At 36.5% G+C, this 19,175-nt stretch carries 15 protein-coding genes; 6 read left to right on the forward strand and 9 right to left on the reverse strand.

The genetic code is table 11. The features are described from left to right. The first annotated feature begins 2 nt into the window (after nt 1-2). The 3 genes from dnaE (at nt 3) to AC06G9_RS09595 (ending at nt 6,374) form a co-directional block, all read left to right on the forward strand. Entirely contained in the window at nt 3-4,427 is a 4,425-nt protein-coding gene (gene dnaE, locus AC06G9_RS09585) for a DNA polymerase III subunit alpha (RefSeq protein ID WP_480958022.1), read from the forward strand. Nucleotides 4,428-4,537: 110 nt separating this feature from the next. After that, entirely contained in the window at nt 4,538-4,855 is a 318-nt protein-coding gene (gene trxA / locus AC06G9_RS09590) for a thioredoxin (RefSeq protein WP_094772917.1), read from the forward strand. Between the two features lie 208 nt (nt 4,856-5,063). Further along, entirely contained in the window at nt 5,064-6,374 is a 1,311-nt protein-coding gene (locus AC06G9_RS09595) for an ammonium transporter (protein ID WP_480958023.1), read from the forward strand. 371 nt (nt 6,375-6,745) lie between these two features. Here AC06G9_RS09595 and AC06G9_RS09600 read toward each other — a convergent pair whose 3' ends face one another. The 8 genes from AC06G9_RS09600 to AC06G9_RS09635 form a co-directional block, all read right to left on the reverse strand. Beyond that, nucleotides 6,746-7,402 carry a DUF1345 domain-containing protein gene (locus AC06G9_RS09600; protein WP_480958024.1) on the reverse strand — a complete coding sequence of 219 codons (657 nt, stop codon included), beginning with the start codon at nt 7,400-7,402 and terminating at the stop codon, nt 6,746-6,748. A gap of 2 nt (nt 7,403-7,404) precedes the next feature. After that, the gene (locus tag AC06G9_RS09605; protein WP_480958025.1) at nt 7,405-8,223 is read right to left on the reverse strand and encodes a hypothetical protein; all 819 of its coding nucleotides are present in this window, start codon (nt 8,221-8,223) and stop codon (nt 7,405-7,407) included. 62 nt (nt 8,224-8,285) lie between these two features. Continuing rightward, a complete protein-coding gene (locus tag AC06G9_RS09610; protein ID WP_293924954.1) occupies nt 8,286-9,278 on the reverse strand; it encodes an LLM class flavin-dependent oxidoreductase in 993 nt (330 codons plus the stop codon). A 53-nt stretch (nt 9,279-9,331) separates the two neighbouring features. Continuing rightward, on the reverse strand, nt 9,332-10,513 hold the full coding sequence (locus AC06G9_RS09615) for a THUMP-like domain-containing protein (RefSeq protein WP_346574233.1): 1,182 nt from the start codon (nt 10,511-10,513) through the stop codon (nt 9,332-9,334). After that, the gene (locus tag AC06G9_RS09620) at nt 10,514-11,776 is read right to left on the reverse strand and encodes an aspartate kinase (RefSeq protein ID WP_045756531.1); all 1,263 of its coding nucleotides are present in this window, start codon (nt 11,774-11,776) and stop codon (nt 10,514-10,516) included. Between the two features lie 27 nt (nt 11,777-11,803). Beyond that, a complete protein-coding gene (locus AC06G9_RS09625; protein ID WP_045756530.1) occupies nt 11,804-12,601 on the reverse strand; it encodes a DUF3298 and DUF4163 domain-containing protein in 798 nt (265 codons plus the stop codon). Nucleotides 12,602-12,625: 24 nt separating this feature from the next. Further along, nucleotides 12,626-13,078, reverse strand: coding sequence for an N-acetyltransferase family protein (locus AC06G9_RS09630; protein WP_480958026.1), 453 nt, complete (start codon nt 13,076-13,078; stop codon nt 12,626-12,628). Then, nucleotides 13,071-13,763: a YggS family pyridoxal phosphate-dependent enzyme gene (locus AC06G9_RS09635; protein WP_045756528.1), complete on the reverse strand. Its 693-nt coding sequence runs from the start codon at nt 13,761-13,763 to the stop codon at nt 13,071-13,073. Before AC06G9_RS09635 ends, AC06G9_RS09630 begins: the two co-directional genes overlap by 8 nt. A 73-nt stretch (nt 13,764-13,836) precedes the next feature. On the opposite strand from AC06G9_RS09635, the gene AC06G9_RS09640 reads away from it, so the two are divergent. From AC06G9_RS09640 to AC06G9_RS09650, 3 genes are read left to right on the forward strand one after another with little or no spacing between them, the layout of a single operon-like run. Then, nucleotides 13,837-14,631, forward strand: a complete 795-nt coding sequence (locus tag AC06G9_RS09640) for a DUF4296 domain-containing protein (protein WP_346574238.1) — start codon at nt 13,837-13,839, stop codon at nt 14,629-14,631. Between the two features lie 14 nt (nt 14,632-14,645). Next, entirely contained in the window at nt 14,646-17,021 is a 2,376-nt protein-coding gene (locus AC06G9_RS09645) for an endonuclease MutS2 (protein ID WP_346574240.1), read from the forward strand. A 15-nt stretch (nt 17,022-17,036) separates the two neighbouring features. After that, nucleotides 17,037-17,693 carry an MgtC/SapB family protein gene (locus tag AC06G9_RS09650; protein WP_293924964.1) on the forward strand — a complete coding sequence of 219 codons (657 nt, stop codon included), beginning with the start codon at nt 17,037-17,039 and terminating at the stop codon, nt 17,691-17,693. Between the two features lie 77 nt (nt 17,694-17,770). Here AC06G9_RS09650 and AC06G9_RS09655 read toward each other — a convergent pair whose 3' ends face one another. Further along, a complete protein-coding gene (locus tag AC06G9_RS09655) occupies nt 17,771-19,174 on the reverse strand; it encodes an AMP-binding protein (protein WP_480958027.1) in 1,404 nt (467 codons plus the stop codon). Between the last annotated feature and the right edge of the window lies 1 nt (nt 19,175).

Here is a 19,175-nt window from a genome sequence, read left to right on the forward strand (position 1 = left end):
GTATGTACATTATATTTGATACGGAAACAACAGGATTACCCAAACGTTGGGATGCACCAATTACAGATACTGACAATTGGCCGCGCTGTATTCAAATAGCATGGCAGTTACATGATGATATGGGTAACTTGCTGGAGCATGACGATTATTTGATTAGACCTGATGGTTATAATATTCCTTATGATTCGGAGAAGATTCATGGTATTTCTACCGAATTAGCTACTGAGCAAGGCGTTCCGATTCAAGAGGTGCTGGTAAAATTTAATGCTGCTTTGGCAAAAGCCAAATTTGTCGTCGGTCAAAACATTGGTTTTGATTTAAATATCATGGGTTGTGAATTTTACCGTTATGATGTGCAGTCACCTATGGGTGAAATGCCAATCCTAGATACCTGTACCGAAGTTACAGCAAGTTTGCTGCAGCTTCCTGGTGGACGTGGTGGACGTTTCAAATTACCTAATCTAACCGAACTTCACTCTTATCTCTTCGGTGTACCTTTTGCAGAGGCACATAATGCAACTGCCGATGTGGAGGCAACGACACGATGTTTCTTGGAGTTGGTTAGGAGAGAAGTTTTTACTCCTGAGCAGCTGCAAACGGATACAGGTTATTTTGTAGATTATAAACAACAAAATCCTCATCCTATCCCAACTGTGGGTCTGAAGCATGTGAATCTAAAAGCTGCTTCCGATGCGATACGTCAACGTAACAAACCAAGTGGCGGTCAAGATGTGGTTATTGATCATGACGTACTGAATGATTTTGAAAATGCTGATTTTGCACATTTACATAACCATTCTCAGTTTTCGGTTCTACAATCAACGATCTCCATCAGCAGTTTGGTGGAAACTGCTGCTAAATATCGTATGCCTGCTGTTGCTCTAACGGATCATGGTAATATGATGGGTGCATTTCATTTTGTTGCGAAAGTTGGAGATCATAATAAGGCAGCTAAGGCCAAGAATGAGGAGTTGGAGGCCGCAGGAGAAAGTCCTACAGAGAAAATCATCAAGCCTATAGTTGGTTGTGAATTTTTTGTATGTGATGATCGTCTGGATAAAAAAAGAAAAGATAATGGTTATCAAATTGTCTTCTTGGCAAAAAATAAAAAGGGTTATCATAATCTTGCAAAAATGGCCTCTGTAGCTTATACAGAAGGATTCTATTATGTTCCCCGTATTGATCGAAAGGTTGTGGAGCAATATAAAGAAGATTTGATTGTACTATCAGGCAATTTGCAGGGTGAAGTGCCAAATAAAGTCTTGAATATTGGTGAAAATCAAGCTGAAGAAGCGCTGCTGTGGTGGAAAGAACAGTTTGGTTCAGATTTTTATATCGAAGTGATGCGCCATGGTCAGGAAGACGAAGACCGTGTGAATACAACGTTGGTGAGTCTGGCCCGTAAACATGATGTAAAACTAGTAGCCACTAATAATACATATTATATCAATCAACCTGATGCACATGCCCATGATATTCTACTATGTGTCAAAGATGGTGAGAAGTTAAGCACACCGAAAGGTCGTGGTCGTGGTTTTCGCTTCGGGCTTCCTAATCAACAGTATTACTTCAAATCTGCCGAAGAAATGAAGAAAATATTTAAGGACGTGCCAGATGCCATCATTAATATTCAAGAAATCGTCGATAAGATTGAGATCTTTACTTTGTATCGAGATGTTCTTTTACCTGCATTTGATATCCCTGAAGAGTTTCAGGTCGCCGAAGATCAGGAGGATCATGGTAAGCGGGGTGAAAATAAATACCTCAGATATCTGACTTTTGAGGGTGCTAAACGACGTTATAAGGATGGATTAACCGACGATATCATAGAACGTCTAGACTTTGAGTTGACTACAATCGAAAAAACAGGTTATCCTGGTTATTTTTTGATCGTGCAAGATTTCATAGCTGAGGCACGTAAGATGGGAGTTTCTGTAGGACCTGGTCGTGGTTCGGCTGCTGGGTCTGCAGTAGCTTATTGTTTGGGAATTACTAATCTAGATCCCATTCAATACGATTTACTATTTGAGCGTTTCTTAAATCCCGATCGTGTATCCATGCCCGATATCGATATTGACTTTGATGATGAGGGCCGAGGTCGTGTGATGCAGTATGTGATTGATAAATACGGTTCTTCTCAGGTTGCGCAGATTATTACCTATGGAACGATGGCAGCCAAATCGTCTATTAAAGATACAGCCAGAGTATTAGACTTGCCTTTACAGGAAGCCAATGAAATTGCAAAATTGATTCCAAATTTGAAGTTGTCGAAAATTTTCAATATGGATGAGAAAGCCTTGAAAGAGACTTTGCGAGCAGATGAATTGGAAGCCGTAAACCGTCTAATCGCCATGTCTGAAGGAGCTGGCTTAGAGGCAGAAACCATTAAACAGGCTCGTGTACTGGAAGGTTCTATGCGAAACACAGGTATCCATGCCTGTGGGGTGATCATTACTCCCGATGATATTACCAATTTTGTTCCGGTCTCCTTAGCAAAAGACTCCGATTTATATGTAACACAATTTGATAACTCGGTTGTTGAGTCCGCTGGCCTATTGAAAATGGATTTCTTAGGGTTAAAGACACTTACCCTGATTAAAGATACGGTGGCAAACGTCAAGTTGAGCAATGGCTTAGAACTGAATCCTGACGAATTTCCGATTGATGATCAGTTGACTTACGAGTTGTTCCAAAGGGGAGAGACCGTAGGGGTGTTCCAATATGAATCTCCTGGTATGCAGAAGCATATGAAGGATCTGAAACCTACTGTGTTTGCCGATTTAATTGCTATGAATGCACTCTACAGGCCAGGGCCGATGGAGTATATTCCTAGTTTTATTAAGCGTAAGCACGGAACAGAACCTATCTTATATGATTTAGATGCTTGTGAAGAGTATCTAAAAGAGACTTACGGAATTACGGTATATCAAGAGCAGGTTATGCTTCTATCGCAGAAATTGGCTGGATTTTCCAAAGGTGATGCCGATGTTTTGCGTAAAGCAATGGGTAAGAAGCAGAAGGCGGTATTGGATAAGATGAAACCTAAGTTTGTTGCTCAAGCTGCAGAAAAAGGACACAATGCCAAAGTGTTGGAAAAAATATGGACGGATTGGGAAGCCTTCGCAAGTTATGCGTTTAATAAATCTCACTCAACCTGCTATGCTTGGATTGCTTATCAAACAGCTTACTTAAAAGCGCATTTTCCGGCGGAATACATGGCTGCAGTACTCTCCAATAATATGAATGACATCAAGCAGGTCACATTTTTTATGGAGGAGTGTAAACGTATGGGGCTGGAAGTGTTGGCTCCTGATGTAAATGAATCTCATTATAAGTTTACTGTGAATGATCGGGGTGCTATTCGATTTGGAATGGGCGCTGTAAAAGGTGTTGGTGCAGGTGCGGTGGATACCATTGTACAAACGCGAGCATCTGGTCCTTATAAATCGGTATTTGACTTGGCCAAACGAATCGATCTGCGCGCAGCAAATAAGAAAGCATTTGAAAGTTTGGCTTATGCAGGTGGGTTTGATAGTTTTCAAAATATGCATCGTGCCCAATATTTTCATGCAGAAGATAATTCAACGGGATTGGAAAAAGCTATTAAGTTTGCTCAACGATTTAAAGAGAATGAAAACTCGGCACAAGTAAGTCTTTTTGGAGGCGATGGTGCAGCCGAACTACCTGAGCCTGTTTTAGCATCTTGTCCTCCTTGGGGACTGATCGAGAAATTGAAATATGAAAAAGAAGTGATTGGAATTTATTTGACCAGTCATCCTTTAGATAATTATAAGTTTGAGATCAAGCATTTCTGCCAAAATAAAGTCAGTGATCTCCAACTCATCAATAAGGTGAAGGCTTCTGAGGTAGAAGAGGAAGTATTGCTGGATTTTAATCGAATCAAAAATAAAGAAGTCGTGATCGGTGGAATCATTGCGATGGCTAATCATAGGATTGCAAAGTCCGGTAAACCTTTTGGTTCATTTATTATCGAGGATTATTCCGATTCTTATGAAATCATGGTTTTTGGTGAGGATTATGTCAAGTTTAAGGGTTATCTGGAGGAAGGATATTTTGTTCAGCTTCGTGGGTTAGTGCAGGAAAGATTTAAGCAGGTAGGTAATTGGGGTTTTGAAATTAAAGGCATTCAATTATTATCGGATTTAAGGGAGAAAATGGCTAAAATATTTACAATTAATATTGCGCTACCTGCATTGAACGATATGTTCTTAGAAGAGATGAAGCAAGTATTGGACTCGAATGAGATCGAGGGTGTAGTTCCGAATTGTCAACTGCGTTTCAAAATTTGGGATCCGCAAGATGAAATTTCAATCGAAATGCCTGCTAAATTGAAGCGAATTAATTTGACAAATGAGTTTCTAGAAGCAATAGAGGGATTTGAGGGTGTCAATTACCGATTGAATTAAAAGAAGTCAATTTAATATTACACTTATATTACGTACATCTTTATTATATTTGTTCTTATAAAAGAGTAAATAATAATTAACAAATAACTTCGGTTAAAAAAATAAGAAATATGGCTTTAGAAATTACAGATAGCAACTTTGAAGAAGTTGTTTTGAAATCGGACAAACCAGTTTTAGTTGACTTTTGGGCAGAATGGTGTGGTCCATGTCGTATGGTAGGTCCAATTGTGGAAGAATTGGCTAATGATTACGGTGATAAAGCAGTAATCGGAAAAGTGAATGTAGATGAGAATCCAGAAATCTCAGTTCGTTTTGGAATTCGTAACATTCCAGCTTTATTGTTCTTTAAGAACGGTGAAATTGTTGATAAACAAATCGGAGCTGTTCCAAAATCAGTATTAAGTGAGAAATTAGAGAAGCAATTTTAGTTTTATTGTATAAATCTTGTTAAAAGGGTGAATTTTTTAAATTCATCCTTTTTTTTGTGCTATATATTTCCATATTTATGTATTTTTTAGTCATTTCATTTTTATAATTTCATTTGATATCTATTTTTTTTGATTTTTTTTAAAAAAAATATAGGTTTTACTATATTTTTTGATTTAATTTGGATGTTGATTAATAAAAATAGAAAAAATGATTAAAAAAACAGCTATTCCTTTTTATTTTATGTTAGCTATAGTGCTGTTGTCGCTATTTTTCCCTTCTTTGCCTAAAAATAGTGGTAATTATGAATATAATGGTGCTGATGTCGCGTGGATGCTGACTTCAACAGCCCTCGTTCTTATTATGACGCCTGGTTTAGCCTATTTTTATGGTGGAATGGTCAGAAAAAAGAATGTAATCTCAACCATGTTGCAAAGTTTTATCTGTATGGCTGTTGTTAGCGTGATTTGGGTGGTATTTGGATTTAGTTTGGTATTTGGAGATAGTGTTGGAGGTGTTATTGGTAATCCTATGATGTATTTTATGTTTCATGATGTTCTAGATGGGAAGCCTTGGGTTGGGGCGCCAACGATTCCGTTTGCTTTATTTGCTATGTTTCAATTGAAGTTTGCTATTATTACTCCAGCGTTGATTACGGGTGCTTTTGCAGAGCGAATTCGCTTTACTTCCTATATATTATTTATCTGCTTATTTTTTGTTTTTATTTATGCACCTCTTGCTCATGCCACTTGGCATCCAGACGGATTGCTGTTTAAATTGGGTGTTTTGGATTTTGCAGGTGGTACTGTCGTGCATATGTCAGCCGGACTAACAGCACTTGCATCGGCTATTTATTTAAAACAAGGTCGTGAACCAGGACATCATACGCCAGCCCGTATTACTTATGTGCTCTTGGGTACAGGTATGCTCTGGTTTGGTTGGTTTGGTTTCAATGCAGGTTCAGCATTTTCAGCTTCTAGTCTTGCCTCAACGGCATTATCGACAACAATGACAGCTTCGGCTGCTGCGGCACTCACTTGGATTTTCTTTGATGCTGTACGGGGGACAAAACCTTCAGCCATGGGAACTTGCATTGGGCTTGTTGTTGGGCTGGTTGCTATTACCCCAGCCGCAGGATTTGTAACAGTTCCACATTCTTTAGTTATAGGTGCTGTCGCAGCTATCGTCAGTCGCCTTGTGGTAGATTGGCGTACACGTTCTAAAGTGGACGATACATTAGATGTTTTTCCTTGTCATGGAGTAGGCGGAATCGTTGGAATGATTTTAACGGGTGTATTTGCTCACAAACAGATCAATAGTGCTGTTGAACATAATGGTTTATTTTACGGTGAGGTTGGTTTATTTCAGGCACATATGATTGGTCTGTTTGCCTCTTCCGCTTTTATTTTGATTGTTGCTTTCTTATTGTTGAAAATAACAGATCTGATTTCACCTCTTCGCACATCGGAAGAAGAGGAGTTGATCGGTATGGATATTTCACAACATGCAGAAAAACTATAAAGAATCCTTTCAATTCCCTTTCAATTATGAACGCACAACATCGCTCGATGTGTGCGTTCTTTTTTATTTGACGACTTCCCGCTTAAGTGAATCGATGTTCTGATATTATGAGTGATCGTAATGGTCAAATTTTCTGTCCGACTTTTATTTAATCTCAAAAAACTGACATCACTGTTGTTATTTTTTCAAATTAATTGACCGTATTCTAGTAATTGAACGAGATGGTCGTTTTTTTGTATATCAACTTTTTTTGCTATAAAATGGACCTAAATAATGGTTATTATAGGTATTCTTTGTCTTTTTCACGCACTTTGTATGTCTAAAATTAGACAATATTATTATGGTATGAGCGACTATTGCTCTTACCATTATTAATGGATTAATCCAGAAATAATATTAATGGTCAAAGCGACTACAAAAGTATTTAATGCAAAAGAAAGCAGACCATGAAATAAAACCACTCTTCTGATCTTTCGTGAAGAGACTTCAATATCAGATACCTGAAAGGTACAACCTAAAACAAAAGAAAAATACGCAAAATCTACATAATCTGGTTTTTCGTTTCCTGGAAAATCTAGACCTTTCCCTTCAGATCCCTCAGCATAATACAGATGGGCATAATGAAAGACATAAGTCGTATGTACTAAGAACCAAGAGCTGATAATGCTCAAGACACAGATACTAATACTTAAACCTTTGGACATATTAGTTCCTGGGTCTGCTATGATGATGAGCAGTACTGCGAACAGACAAGTGAAGCTGGCTAGTAGAATAAAAATAGAAACAAATAATCTGCTGCCGTCCTCAGAAGCTGCTTTTTTGACGATAAGAGCGACAGGCATTCGGTAGAAAATATACCACGATAAACCAATGTAAGTAAGACAAAATGTAATCCAAAAGAGCAGAGTGAGCATGAGCAAACCGATGTCATACTGATAGCTAATTGTTGTTGTGATCATACCTGTAAAAAGCGAGATTAAGCTTTTTAGTATCGGATTGGAATCTTGAATAACTTTTTTTATTTTCATCGTTAGCAATCAAATTGGACATCTTGCTTATAGCTACTTTTATCCAGATCGTTATCTTTTACTTGAGATGAAAGAATAAGCATAATGCTGTTTTCTTCGTAATCGGTAGGGGTTGAAATAATAAAATCAAGTTTTCCATCACGATCAATATCTCCTACAAATAATGTCTTGATAAAAGTGTCATTAAACTGTTCAGCTTTGAACATGTTCATTTCAGAATTTCCGTTGACTGAACATGTTAATTTATAATTTTTAACGTCGTGAAAGACTTCCTCGTGGTTTTGATCATTGGTTTGAATATTGGTTCCTACAATGTCACCATATCCTTTTAATAAGTATTTCTGGTTGTTAAAATTATACAGAACAGTTTCTTTAGGCCATATTTCAGCTTTGGTGATCTTTAGGTTTTCAATTTTTCCTGCTTTTAAAAAAGGGAAGTTGAGAAATAGGATGGAATTTCTTTTTGAAATTACTCCTTTCGTAGGTACTCCCGCACATTCACTGAATCCATCTTCTATTTTATAATCGACCTTTGCAAGGTAATATTCCCCTTTTTCCTCATAAAGATCTAGCCATCCTTCATTTAATATTTTTTCAGGATCTTCTGAATACTCGTCCATCCGATAGGTATCTATCATGAATATGGATGCTTCATTACTGGGAGAGGTTTTGATGCTTGGACTGTTCACCGCATTGGTGTCGCTGCTTGTTTCGATAGCAGCAGTGTCATCAGGAGTTGTTGTCTTATTAATCTGGTTCTGGTTTTGACAGGATTGAAAAATAATTGTTATAAATAGTGCTGTCAGGCTTAAATATTTCATCGTGCATTATAATTTGAATAATTAAATATAGAAATTATAATGCACGATGTAAATAAACTTTCTTAATCTGTTAACGCTTCCTTCAGAATACGGAATGAATCAAGGCATTTTTGATCATCATAAATATAAGATATGGCCATAAGTTCATCTATTTGCAGCTTTTCGATAAACGGTTCCAATTCACGTCTGATGGTCTCTTTGTCTCCTATGAAGCTACAGGACAACATATTGTCAGCCGCCTGCTCGATACTAGGAATCCCTTTATAGATCACTTCAAATGTGGGAGGAGATAGGGGGGCTCTAGTATTAGTCAGGATACCTGCAAATAAATTTTTTACACTTGTTGATTGTAATTCTGCTTCTTCTGTTGTTTTAGCCGCTATAACATTGACACAGACTATAAAATATGGTGCTGAAAGACTTGCCGACGGTTTGAAATTTTGATGATAAATCTCACTTGCTTTTGCTAGTTGAGCAGGTGCAAAATGGGCAGCAAAAGCATAAGGTAAACCTAGACTAGCGGCTAGATAAGCACTATCAGTACTTGATCCTAAGATATATAAAGGCACATTTAAGCCCTCAGCCGGAAAAGCACGGACTTTTGAATCTGCATTATCGTCACTGAAATACTGTTGTAGTGCAGCTACGTCTTGTGGAAATTGATATGCCGTATTGAAATTATTGCGGCGGAGTGCCATAGCCGTTTCCTGATCCGTACCAGGTGCACGACCTAATCCCAGGTCAATACGATTCGGATATAAAGTTTCTAATGTTCCAAATTGTTCTGCAATGACTAAAGGAGAGTGGTTTGGGAGCATAATACCTCCTGAACCGACCCGAATACTTTTTGTATTGGCAGCAATATGTTGAATCACTAAGGATGTAGCAGAGCTAGCTATATACTCCATATTATGGTGTTCTGCTACCCAGATTCTTTTATATCCTAACTGCTCAATATGTTGCGCTATTTTTATGGTTCTGTTGTATGCTTCTGATGTTGTGCAACCTTTTTTGATTGGCGCAAGATCTAAAGCTGATAAAGCAATATTTCTCATAAAATAAAATTATAGTTTATTTTACAGAACTATGTAATGATAATGTCGCTTTACTATTTTCGTGTCGCGTGGATGACAATTAGCTCATCTGCAGCGTCAGTTATAAAAAAACTATGTAACTCGCCGCCGTCAGTGATCTTAAATTTTTTCTTCAGCACTTCGGTTTTCAAAGGAAAATTTTTAGCAACAGCATTTGTTTTTAATTTCTCTTTAGATTTTTTGAAGATGGAAAACGGAATGACTTCGGAAATTTCATAGATTTTTCCTAAAAAATCCTCATCATAAATATCAGACGTGTAGAGATGTGTATGTTGGTGTATTTTTTTGAGATTGAAGGCTTTTGTAATACTCTTAAAAGCGCCAGCTTTAGTGAGACACACATCAGGTTCGTAAAGGTAACGCAGGGGCTGCGAAAAGCAAACTGCTGTATCAGCTTCTTCTTGTTGAGTAAAAGAAAATTGTTGGATTTTCTCTCCAAAAATTCGGACAGCAGTGATATTGGGCTCACCTACGAAATCTTTTTTTTGTACAAATAGCAATTCTTTACAGTCATTTTGAAGGCTCACCACGTAGATATCTTTGACATGATGCAACTCTGATCGTGCTGCAGTAATATCCAAAAGAGGAGCTACCTTAGTGATGATATGATCTGCCCGCTGCAACAACTCTTGTTGCAATACTACGATATTGGGTTCGCAGTCACTTAGCATAAAAACCTTTTGTCGCGCTACTCTTCTTGACGGGTCGATATAGATGTAGTCTATCTTAAGGTCCTTATTTTCAAATATAAATTTCACTCCATCTGAAGCAATTATATCTATATTATCGGCCTGTAATTGCTTCGCATTATACTTCGATATGGCTGCAAGTTCGGTATTAATTTCACAGGAGATGACTTTTTGAGCTGCTCGAGCAAAATAGTAGTCATCGACCCCAAAGCCACTTGTGATATCGATTAATGTCGTATTAGGTTCTATTAGCGATGCTTTAAAGCGTGCAGTCTTCTCAGAAGAGCACTGTTCTAAGTTTAGCTTATCGGGATAATAGATATTTTCAGTTTGTGCCCAAAGAGGTATTTTTTTTCGACAGCGCTGTTTTCCATCTATCTGTGAAGCAAGTTCAGAGGATGTTATACCTTCAAAAGGAGATTTTTTTAATGCCAGTGAAGCTGAAGATTCATGTTCATGTTGATGTATAAAATCTTGAACCTCCCTTTGAAGGATATGTATATTCATTTATATTTTTTTAACAAGGAGCTGACATGTATAGGTATCTTTCAATTCGCTTATCACTTCTTTATTGACCAAGACACGATTGATCGTTTCTTGATTGTAATAGCGTATTGTGATTAATTCTAAACCTGTTTCAATATTTACCTTAAATTTCTTTTTCAATTCCTCCAAGACATCAATAATGTTTTGTCCAGTATCATCAACAGCTACTGAAAAATTAATAGCACTATTATGCATCATATTAAGTTTGATTCGAAATTGATGAAATAAATTAAAAATATCACGTAAATTATCTTCTACTATAAAAGAAAAGTCACGTGGTGATATAGAGATCAATATTTGATTCACTTTAAAGATAAAAGAAGGTACCGGTAAGGATACATTTGTACTTTTGATCTTCGTGCCGGGTACTTCTGGATTTAAAAAAGAGCGGACATTCAATTGAATATTTTTGTTCTGTAGCGGTTTAATTGTTTTTGGATGAATGACAGTCGCTCCATAATAAGTCAACTCAATGGCATCGGTGTACGATAATTCGGGTATAAGCTCCGTTTTCTCAAACCATTTGGGATCTGCATTTAAAACACCAGGTACATCTTTCCAAATGGTAACATGCTGCGCATCGAGACAAGCTGCAAATATAGCTGCAGAATAATCTGATCCTTCACGTCCTAATGTCGTTGTGAAATTTTCTGAAGTAGAACCAATGAAACCCTGTGTGATACCTACATATTCTTGTAGGATATGTGGAATCTCTGCTTGAATGATAGCCTCTGTTTTCTCCCAGTTGACTTGTGCTTCGGTGTAGGTATTGTCGGTCATGATATAATTCCGAGCATCCAGCCATTTTGAATTTACGCCGATATGATTTAAATAAGCAGCTAATATTTTAGAAGAAACGATTTCACCTGTAGATACGATTTGGTCAAATAGATAATCAAAAGAATCTTGTGGTTCTTCTTCCAATATCCATTCAATTTCAACAAAACAATTCGCGATTTCATCAAAGATAGGATGATTGTGGTCTTCGAATAGATCTGACAAAATGTTAAAGTGAAATACTTTAGCCTTTTCTAACATTTCAAAAGCTTCACCGGTGTTGTGGTAATATGCTTTAGTTACATCTTCTAATAGATTGGTTGTTTTACCCATTGCCGAAACAACGACTAATAAAGCCCCTACTTTATATTTAGAAATGATATATGCTGAATTTTTTACACTTTCAGCATCTTTGACTGATGCGCCACCAAATTTAAAAACTTGCATCGATATGATTTACGTTGAGGTTGATTGCTAATTAATACTATTGATATATGTCAAGCCCTTGTTTGAAATCAAGTGCTTAATATCTTTATATGGAACTTCTAGGGTTGTATTTCCCCCAGAGTAAGGTTTTATTTCATATACATTGTAATAGAACAGCAGGCTTTCTTTTGTTAAAGCAAAATTATTCGCAAGTGTGAAATTGCCTGATTCAAAAAAGTATTTGTCATTTAAAGATTCTGTCATCGATAATTTTTCCAATTTGCGAAAATATTTTTCTGCAATTTTAGTCAATTCTTTCTGATTTTTCTCATCGACAATATCAACAAGCGTTATTTTTTGATCTGTTTTGATATCAAAATGATTGAACAAGGTGAAATGATCGCCATGGGCCCCACCCGTATATTCGGTTTGATTAGTTTCTATACTGATAAACCTAGGCGTATTTTGATAAACTTTGGCGTGAAGATCTCTAAACCAAGTGGCAGAAGACTGACCGTTATTTTCTTCTACATACTCATCGTAAGCATCCACAAATCTCTTCGCTGCAATATGTATTTCAGAGTCACCTTCTAGATTAATGGAATGGCTCAATAAGCTATTGATCATTGTATCTTTAAAAGCTGGATATCTTGCTTTAAAAAATGTGGTATCGATCTTTTTACCCTCTTTTACAAAAAAGCTACTATACCTATGCACTTCCTTCATATCATAATGCAGCGTATCACCACTAACTTTTTGTGCTGTTTCTCCTTGCTCACTTGTACAGGAAGTACTGCCCAATAAAGTAAATATTATATAGAGGTATAAATAGTGTGCTGGTTTCATGTAACTTAACCGTTCTTTTATCTTTTAATATGTGATTGATACATTAATCCATGCTGCATCGAAGTCCGCTTTATATTTCTTGTAGAATTGAATTGCAGGTTCGTTCCAGTCTAGGACCTGCCATACCATGCCGTGATATCCTTGGGATTTACCTAAATTAAGAGTTTCTTCGAAAAGTTGTTTGCCAATTCCATAGCCACGCATACTTTCTGTCACAATCAAATCCTCAAGATAGAGCCTTCTTCCTTTCCAAGTGGAATAACGAATGTAATATAAGGAAATTCCTACAATTTTCTCGTCAACTTCTGCAACAAAAGCTCCCCAGACAGGATTTTTTCCAAATCCCGCATCTAGAAACTCTTCCATAGAGACAGTTACCTCATCGGGTGCTTTTTCAATTACTGCAAGTTCACGAATTAATTCGAGCATCCTCACACCATCTGCTACAACAGCAGGCCTAATAATAGCTTTAGTCATTATTTTTGAAATGTTTGATTACACGTTTGCCAAAAATGGTGCTACCTACTCTGATCATGGTTGATCCTTTCTCTATCGCTAATTTATAATCCGATGACATCCCCATGGACAATGTATCAAAACTTTCATTTTTACGGTAGAAGCTTGCTTTAATCCCATCATAAAGTGACTTTAATTCATAAAACTCTTCTTTTATTTCCTTTTCATTTTCCGTATTTGTCGCTATACCCATTAAACCTCGGATGTTAACATGTTTTAAAGCTAAAAATTCTTCATCACGCAACATTTCAATCAATTCGGCATGATCAAAACCAAACTTTGTATCTTCCTCAGCAATATGTACTTGAAGTAAACAATCAATTACACGTTTGTTTTTAGCAGCTTGCTTGTCGATTTCTTTTAAAAGTTTGAGCGAATCCACAGCATGGATAAGCGTGACGAAAGGAGCGATGTATTTAACTTTATTGGTCTGAAGATGACCAATCAGGTGCCATTCGATATCTTTTGGCAAGGATTCGTATTTTTCAACCAGTTCTTGTACTAGATTTTCACCAAAAACTCGCTGCCCAGCTTCATACGCTTGCATGATATCTTCATTCGGTTTTGTTTTTGATACAGCGACTAGTTGAACGCCGAGCGCTTTAACTTCTAAATTAATCGCTTCTAGGTTGCTTGCAATACTCATGATAATTGTATATTTAAGAATTCAAAGGGTGCCAAATGTCAGCCCTTTTTATAAATTTGTACAAAATTACGAAATGCAACGATTAATACTGAATGTACTTGCTCTGATTTTTTTATTTGTTTCTTGTAAAAGTACGAATGAGAAAGATATTATCCCGAAAAAGGATTTTGTGAAGGTCTTGACTGAGATTTATATAACAGACTCTTATTTATCAACATTAGATGCTGATAGTGCAAGGAAAGTTATTTTTCCACTTTATGACAATACTTTTAAGAAGTTCGATTTAGACTCGACTACTTTTAAGAAAAATTTATCTTTTTATGCGAGTGATGCCGAGTCGATGAATAAGATATATGAAGAGGTTGGGAACAACTTAAAAAAGATGAATGAAGGATATATCAAGGCAGATCAGTCTAGGATGGATTCTGTACGCAGAAAGGATTCTATTCGGACGGCACTCTTTCAGGATAGCTTAACGCGTGTAAATGACTTTATTGCTTTATATGAACGGCAAAAGAAATTGATTTTGAACTACAAACCGGATAGTACAAAGTGGGATTACAAAAAGGCATCTCAAGATTTTTATGATCAGACAGGATTAAAGGGGAACTTGAATTTGGGTACATTTCTACTTAAACATATTCCACCTCCAGTAAAATCGTCGATTGATTCGACAGCTGTACCGAAAGTAGAAGCTAAGTCTATTCGTAATGATCAAAGACCTGAAATGGAATCTGTAAAGGTTTCGGAAAATGTACCTTTGCGTACTGATATTAAGGAGGTGAAAAAACCGGAGAAACCTCCTGTACTATTAGATGCAAAATCCAGTCAAAAGCTGGAAATTTTGCCTCATAAACCGGTTAAATAAATTTTAATTAAAACATGATTTATCCTAATAACGCAAGTGATAAACTCGGTTTTGCCGAGATAAAGGAATTGATAAAACAAAAATGTATCAGTGAGTCGGGGCGTGATTTGGTTGATAAAATACAACCACAAACTCGATTTGACCAAATTGATAAATTTTTACGTCAAACTAACGAATTTAAACATCTACTGACCAGCGATGATGCATTGCCGGTAGATCACTTATATCCCATTCGCGCTTTGGTCGAAAAAGCCAAAGTAGAAGGTGCTTTTTTAATGGAAGAGGAGTTCCATCGTGTGCTGCTTTCACTAAAAACTGTGTATGCCATTATCCGTTATTTTAATGATCGCCAAGGGCAATACCCTAATTTAGAATTATTATTTGAGCACTTGCCCATTGAAAAGGAGATTATCCGTGATATTGAAATGATTATTGATGATCGGGGGAAAATGAAGCATAATGCTTCACGTCTGTTGTTAGATCTTTCTCAAAGCATATTAAAGGCTGAGCAAGAGGCGCGCAAGCGAATTGATATCATTTTTAAGAGTGCACAAAATAGTGGCTGGACAGCTGATGGCAATCTGACGATACGTGATGGTCGCTTATGCATTCCTATTCTAGCGGAGAACAAGCGCAAAGTTAAGGGCTTGATTCATGATGAATCAGCTACTGGACAAACTGCTTATATTGAGCCAGAAGAGGTGTTTCACCTTAACAATAAGGTGAGAGATTTGGAGTTCGAACGCAGACGTGAAGTAATCCGTATTCTTGTTGAATTAACAACTAAACTACGACCGCATATACCTCTGATGTTGGCATACGACGGATTGCTCACTAAGGTCGATTTTGTCCGATCTAAGGCTTTGTTTGCATTAGATATTGAAGCTGAAATGCCTGAGTTATCAAAAGAAGCAGAAATCAATCTGGTCAATGCTCGTCATCCGTTGTTGACATTGAATGCTCAGCATGACCGTGGTACAATTGTTCCGCTGAATATAAAGATTGACGAAGTACAACGTGTTATAGTCGTATCTGGCCCCAACGCAGGAGGTAAGTCAGTTTGTATGAAAACGGTAGGATTGATGCAGCTGATGCTTCAATCAGGACTATTGATACCAGCAGATGCCAATTCTAAGGTGGGTATATTCAAACAAATATTTGCTGATATTGGAGATGACCAGTCTATCGAAAGTGATTTAAGTACCTACAGTGCCCATTTATCAAAAATGAAGTATTTTACCGAGTTCGCCACTGCGCGCACCTTGGTTTTGATTGATGAATTTGGTACAGGAACTGACCCGCTCTTTGGAGGTCCTATCGCAGAGGCTGTGCTGGAGGTATTGAATAAAAAGAATATTCGTGGTGTGGTAACGACTCACTATTCCAATTTGAAAGTATTTGCAAATCAAACAACTGGTTTAGAAAATGCATCCATGCTATTTGATAATGTAGCCATGAAACCTTTGTATATTTTACAAATCGGAAAGCCAGGAAGTTCATATGCTTTTGAAATCGCTCAAAAAATTGGACTGAATAAAGAGATTATTCATTTAGCAAAACAAAAGGTCGGTACTCATCAAAAAAAGGTGGATACGCTGTTGGTTGATCTAGAGCGCGAGAAGAAAGAAATATTTGATACTAAATCCGCAATCACAAAAAGAGAAAAGGAATTGATTCGAATAAAATCAGAATATGAAGAACTTCAAAATTATTTGGAGGAGAATAAAAGGACGATTCTAAAAAAAGCTAAGGAAGAGGCACAGCTACTGTTAAAAAATTCAAATAAATTAATTGAAAACACGGTATCCGAAATAAAATCTGCACAAGCTGATAAGGAGAAAACAAAAGAAATCAGAGCAAAGCTAGACAGTTCTTTTGCTACGATTCTTCCTAAAGATAAAAAGGTGGATAAAAAGCCTGTTACTGTTGCAGATCTTACAGAGGAAATTGCTGTTGGCGATTGGGTCAAGATTATTGATTCTGAAAACGAAGCTGTAGTATTAGAAATTGCTAAAAACAATCTGATTTTGGCGATGGGAGAATTGCGAACAGTCCAAAAACGTAAGAATGTCATTAAATTAGCGGGTAAAGACTTGAAAAAAGCAGCAAGGGCTGGTTCTAAGACATTATCGGCACATGCTGTAGCTGATTTTAATCCGGAGATTGACGTTCGTGGTATGCGAACTGAGGATGCCCTATATGAGCTTGAGAAAGTATTAGATAGAGCAGTAATGATTGGTTATCCTTCTTTGAAAATTATTCATGGCAAGGGTGATGGTATTTTACGTAAATTTATTCGTGACTATTTGAGAAAGTATAGTCATATTTCCAGATTTGAAGATGAACATCAGGATCGTGGAGGTGATGGTATAACATATGCCTATTTATAATATTCTTCGATTGCTATGGACTCTTTGCTAAGTTTTTTTGATAATCAATATATCTGGAATGTACTGGTATCCATATTTTGTGGTGCCATTATTGGTTTTGAAAGGGAATATAGAAATAAGGCGGCTGGATTTAGAACCATCGTATTGATCTGTTTTGGATCAGCCGTTTTTACTGTAGTTTCTAAAATGATGGGGGGCAGTGGAAGTGACGATCGTATTGCCGCTAATATTGTTACAGGTATTGGTTTTATTGGTGCTGGTGTTATATTTAAAGGAAAGCTATCGGTCAAAGGTTTGACGACATCTGCGGTTATATGGTCGACCGCCGGCCTTGGTATGATCGCTGGAATCGGAGAAACAAAACTCGCTTTGTTCTTCACCTTTTTTATGGTGATTATTTTATCCTTATTTCAAGAAATTGAACTGATGTTATCACGATATTACTTAATACGTACCGTCCATGTTCGATTTGTAGACTGTGACTTTGAGCATGTTGCAAACTTTGAAAATGAAGCCCATACATTTAAGGTCAAATATAATCGGAAAACAATTGAAAAGCTGGATGGCGAGTTGGCTATTATTTACGATTTATCTGGAAAAATGGAAGATATCAATAAATTCAATGAAAGGTTGATCCATTTTAATCCGGTGAAGGAATTTTATTATAATTAAACAATACGCTGATTTTTAGGTTGCAGATGAAGAGCTTTTTATTCAACAATCATTTGAAGGTTGTTCTATATTTAAGCTTATTTAAAGCTATAATCAACAGATTTCGGTTGTAAATATTTTGGAAAAGTTTTTTCTAGCCAATTTTTAAAATCATCTTGATCAAATACAGCATCATTTTTTAATGTAAGCTTTAATCTTAATTCAGGGGTTAAAATCTCATTCTTGTAAATGATCACTCTGGCCTCAATTATAGATGGATATGCAGTAATCTTTTTAGCAAGTTCATCACCATGTACAACATGTCCTCCGATATTACTCGAATCGTTCATGCGGCCTAGATAATATAATAAACCATTTTTATCCATTCGAATAAAGTCACCCGTGCTGAGATATTGCCGTTTAGATCTATCCTGTATCCAAGGGCACCTTATTTGAAGTTCCTGATTTTCCTGTAAACGGTATTTGATACCTTTTAGGAATCGGCCGATAGTGCTGTTGTTCATTATTAAATCTTGTTGGGTGGCGATACTGCATATACCTAACTCTGTCGTGCCATAAAGGTTGAAGATTTTGGTGGCCGGGTATTGATTTAGAATAAAAGATACCCACGTCGGTTCAAGCTTATCCCCACCTGAAATCAGGCATTTACAAATACCCAAAGCTTGATAATCTGCGGCGATAATTTTAGTCATCATAGCAGGCAAGATAACTAAACAGTCGATACGATTGTTGATGATGGATTGAGCGATGACTTTTGAACTAAACTTTCCTGTGAAGTGGATATCTTGTTTGAGAAATAGCCCTAATACTAAACTTGCGAGACCATAGCCATGATAAAAGGGAACAGTGATCTGACAGGATGAATAACGAAGTAATTCTAATCTGGAAATCAGTTCAATAAATGGATTCCATATTTTAGTAATATTAAGCTTGCGTTTTACAGGAGTTGGCATATTGGAAGTTCCTGTACTTAAAATAGTTATTTTTCCATTATTACGTTTAAATCTTTTTGTTGCTAGATGTGGACTATATGAATTTATTTCATCAAAAGAATAACAGTTCGATTGCCTATTGATATTTTTTAATCGCTGTATATGATCTGTAATAATCAATGTCGATCTATAATTTTGTAAAATAGTTTCTAATTGATTTTCAGAGAGGTGAGGGCTGATGATAACAATTTCTTTTGTTAGGGCCGAGAGTGCAAATAAGTATTTTATAAAATCAAAGCTATTATCAGCTAAAAGCACAACTTGATCATCAATTTGATTCGAATGAAATGTTCTTAATTTTTCTATAATAGAAAATGAGTCATGATACAATTGCGCATAGTTAATCTTACGATTACCATCATTCAAATAACTGTGTTCTGAATTTCTTACAGATTTTAATAATGTAAAAAGATTAATGCCAGATTTGAAAGTGTGCCATATTGATTTTATTAGCTGTTTTGAAAAACTGAATTGCTTTTTTAATACCATG

This window comes from Sphingobacterium sp. MAE, assembly GCF_056711605.1.